This window comes from Armatimonas sp., assembly GCF_031410135.1.
Lineage (GTDB): Bacteria > Armatimonadota > Armatimonadia > Armatimonadales > Armatimonadaceae > Armatimonas.
In genome coordinates this window covers 1-3,477 of the sequence record NZ_JANNYP010000753.1, presented here as the reverse complement: position 1 = coordinate 3,477, position 3,477 = coordinate 1, and the positions used below count along the sequence as shown (strand labels likewise).

Below are 3,477 nucleotides of genomic sequence, written 5' to 3'. Positions count from 1 at the left end.
GAGCGTCGGGCCGGGCCTTGGGGTTCGTGTCGAGAAACGGCGCGAAGTTGTGCGCCTCCAGCCCCTGCCAGATAATATTGTTGGCCTTCGCGCCTCGAAACGCAAAGAGCCCGAGATTGGGCCGCGTGAAGCGGATGCCGTCGTCGCTCTCGGCGAGGCACGTCACCTGCTCCAGCGACTGATCGCCCGGACAGTAGCCCCGGTAGTAGAGCCGCACTTTCTTGCCGTCCTGGATCGCCGTAAAGTACGCGCTCGCCGGGCCCTCCCACAGCCTATCGGTCGTCAGCACGATCTCGCGCCGCACCGGTGTGCTCAGCCGTAGCGCCACCCCGCGCTTGCTCTCGACCAGCCAATCATCCACAAAAAGCTCCCACCGCGAGCCAAGCGCCTCTGCCTGTTTCATGTCTACCCCCTAGCCCCCGCCCGGCGGGGGAACCTTGCGGAATTCTATCGCCGTTTTGCCAGAAACGTCTTTGTACAGCGTTGCGCCTGCTCAATCTGTGCCTGCGCCTTATCCAGCTCCGCCCGCGCTTCTTGATCGTCTCCGCGTAGCTTCTCTCGGGCCGCCGAGATTGCACGAAGAGCCGGGCCGTAGTTGTCGCTACTGGGGCCAGCCATGATCGCTCCCCGCGCCTGTGACCACGCCATCTGGTAGCCCGCCTGATAGGCCAGTAAAATCGCGACAATCAGGCCAAGCACAGCCGCCATTTCCTTGTACGTCACTGTCATTGCTTTCCTCTCTCGGCAAAGTACGCCGGAGGGGCAGGATGCTCGAAGGTGCCCGCATCGAATGCCTCGTTTAAATCCTCGGGAAGCATACTCCCAAGCTTTGCGTAGAGCGCCTCACTTATGACCTCATAAGCCCCGCCACTGCCGCGTGCCCCCATAAACTCATGTACTGCCGCCAGATCGGGATAGTGCATGGGCTGGTGGAAGAACTGATTCAGCTCTGCAAGCGCTTGGTGTACAAAGAGTAGCTCCCGCAGTGAGACTGCAACGGTGCGATCTTCGGCTATCGTGTCCAGACCAAACACAACACGATCTCGAACGGTGGGATGCTTTGTCATCGCTGTATCTTACCTCCTCGTATTATGGAGAATGAGGCGTTCACCCAGAGTCTCTTTTCGTCGTGGCGCTGCCAGAATTGCTCAAGTGTGATGGGGCGCTTGTAACGACGGACTTTACTTGGGCCGAACTGATAGTCGCTTGTGAAGAGGAGTTTTTCTTCGGGGGAGGCGGCAAGCAGAGTCTTCAGGAGAATTTGAACGGCGAGCTTATAGCGGGGCTTGAACTCCAAAAACTCCCACCACTCGGTGCAGAGATTGGCGGCAGTATAGGCGTAGCGTTGCCATACACCAGGAAAGCGCAGGCAGCTTCCGCCCAGATGGTACATACAGCCTTGGAGTTGGTCAAAGTCTGGCTGGAAGAGTGACGGGTAGTCACGATGCGAATGAAGCGTCGTCTCCGCCTCGACGGCACAGGGCAGATAGCTAAAGTCGGTGGGCTCACACTGGCCGAGGCAGATGATCTCAAGGGAAGGCATAGTGCTCTATCGCCTAGGAGGGCTGAACTCGATAAAGCACATGGGGCGTAATCGAATGCCCTTCAGGAAGAAGCGGGTGGTCGAAATCGTCGGCAGGGTTGTGGGTCATGCCGAGCTTTTCCATGACATGACGCGAGCGCTGGTTGCCGACGGCGGTCATGGCGACGATCTCGGGGAGTTTCAGCGTTTGGAAGCCATAGGCGAGCGCGGCCTTTGCGCCCTCGGTGGCATAGCCGTGGCCCCAGTGCTCATACGCGAGCCGCCAGCCGATTTCGACACAGGGGGTAAAGTGGGCCGTGAACCGTGGGGTGGAGAGGCCGATGAAGCCGATAAACTCAGCAAGACGCGGCACCTCGACCGCCCAGAGGCCGAAGCCTTTCTCGGCGAAGTGCGCCTCGATTCGGTCTACCATCGCGTCGCTTTCGGCGGTCGTGAGGGTGCTGGGGAAGCACTCCATCACGCGCGGGTCGGCGTTGAGGGCAGCAAAAGGCGCACGGTCGCTGGGACGCCAGCGGCGCAGGAGCAGGCGGTTGGTGTTAAGCATGGGACTTGCGTTATGATACGCCCATTTTCGCGTGGAGTAAACAACCCCGGGCTGAAGCCCGTGGCTTTAGATAAGGAGAAGGAAGCCTGTCAAGGCTGACAATCAAAATCAAATCGGAGTTCCCCATTATCGTCGTCGGAACCAACTATTTTTTGCTGATCCTGAATGTAGCGGCGGATCGCCGCCTCATCACGATAGCCTACACTCTCGCAAAAGTAGCCATCCGACCAGAAAGAGTCTCCCCAAAGAAATTCAACAAGATCGGGGAACTCCAAACGGATTGTATTGCTGGAGCCACCCTTCAAACGCTGAACAACATCGCAGATACGCTCAGAGGGAGAGAACTGAACCAGGAGATGAACATGATCCACTTGCACATTCAGCTCGTGAAGATACCAGCGCTGAACCTCGCAGCACTCACGAAAAAGCTCCTCAAGACGAGAGGCGATGGCTCCCTCCATCACACGGCGGCGATACTTGGGACAAAAGACAAAGTCAACCAGAACACGGTGTCGAGTGTGCCCACCACTCCAGTAGTGCACCAGGCCTTTACCAACATCATTTGTGGGCGGGGCGCTTCCCTTGCGTCCCACGGAGGGCTTGTATCTGGAGGAAGGCTTCCCCTGTTTGGCCATGCCTTATCCTACCCCCAACTCGGATTAAGGTAAAAAGGGGAGTCGGCACGACGCCCGGGTACCCTCTGGGTGAGCGGGACGTTTACCAACAGCCACCCAAAGTACAAACATGGGTGGGATCCCGCTCCTCCACGGTCTAAAGCCCGTGGGTACCGCGCGTGCCTTGCACGGTGAACGTCCCGCTATGGGGCGGTACCCAGAGGGTACCCACCGCCGCGCCTTCGGCGGAATTTTACCGACGAGGCACGAGGAGGCGGCCGAAGGCCCCATAGCCGCACGATTTCCGTGCTGGCTTATCCGTTGTGTATTAAGTACTTGATCAAATTAAAGCTATACTTAGACTGGAAGGAGAAAACTAGATAGTCAAAGCCGTGCCCACAGCCGCCAAAGCTTGCCAGACCGAATAACCGAGGCTCTCACGACTCGCATAATCCTCTGCCTTTAACCACTCATACTTGAGCTTGCGCCACAACACCTCCGCAAGGTTCAGGTGCGGAGAGTAAGAAGGCAGGTAAAACACGTACAAACCCAACTCCTGCCAACGGCGAAGATAACGACGCAGACCTTGATCTTGATGGATAGGGGCATTATCCAGAACAATTACCGTCAAGCGAGTCAAACCTTGCGCAAAACTGTCCAGCCACTGACTAACCAACGCCGATGTCACCCCTTGGCGCGTCGTGCGAAACCAGCAGGCATTGCTTCGGCTCAACAGAGCGAAGCAGTTGACCACACTTCCGCTGGTGCTGGGCATC

6 protein-coding genes and 1 pseudogene are annotated in these 3,477 nt (G+C 57.8%); all 7 read right to left on the bottom strand.

Annotation, left to right across the window (positions count from 1 at the left end; all coding sequences use genetic code 11):
* Positions 1–403: pseudogene (locus RMO15_RS27575) on the bottom strand (hypothetical protein); the annotation flags it as partial.
* Between the two features lie 44 nt (positions 404–447).
* Positions 448–729, bottom strand: a complete 282-nt coding sequence (locus tag RMO15_RS27570) for a hypothetical protein (RefSeq protein WP_309720478.1) — start codon at positions 727–729, stop codon at positions 448–450.
* Positions 726–1,067, bottom strand: coding sequence for a hypothetical protein (locus tag RMO15_RS27565; RefSeq protein WP_309720475.1), 342 nt, complete (start codon positions 1,065–1,067; stop codon positions 726–728). The genes RMO15_RS27570 and RMO15_RS27565 overlap by 4 nt, the downstream gene beginning before the upstream one ends.
* Positions 1,064–1,543, bottom strand: coding sequence for a hypothetical protein (locus RMO15_RS27560; protein ID WP_309720471.1), 480 nt, complete (start codon positions 1,541–1,543; stop codon positions 1,064–1,066). The genes RMO15_RS27565 and RMO15_RS27560 overlap by 4 nt, the downstream gene beginning before the upstream one ends.
* A gap of 13 nt (positions 1,544–1,556) precedes the next feature.
* Complete coding sequence (locus RMO15_RS27555; RefSeq protein ID WP_309720468.1) at positions 1,557–2,087, bottom strand: GNAT family N-acetyltransferase; 531 nt, start codon at positions 2,085–2,087, stop codon at positions 1,557–1,559.
* A gap of 89 nt (positions 2,088–2,176) precedes the next feature.
* Positions 2,177–2,680 carry an IS200/IS605 family transposase gene (tnpA, locus tag RMO15_RS27550; RefSeq protein ID WP_309720464.1) on the bottom strand — a complete coding sequence of 168 codons (504 nt, stop codon included), beginning with the start codon at positions 2,678–2,680 and terminating at the stop codon, positions 2,177–2,179.
* Positions 2,681–3,077: 397 nt separating this feature from the next.
* Positions 3,078–3,477: transposase (locus RMO15_RS27545; protein WP_309720462.1), on the bottom strand; the 400-nt coding region annotated here is incomplete at its 5' end.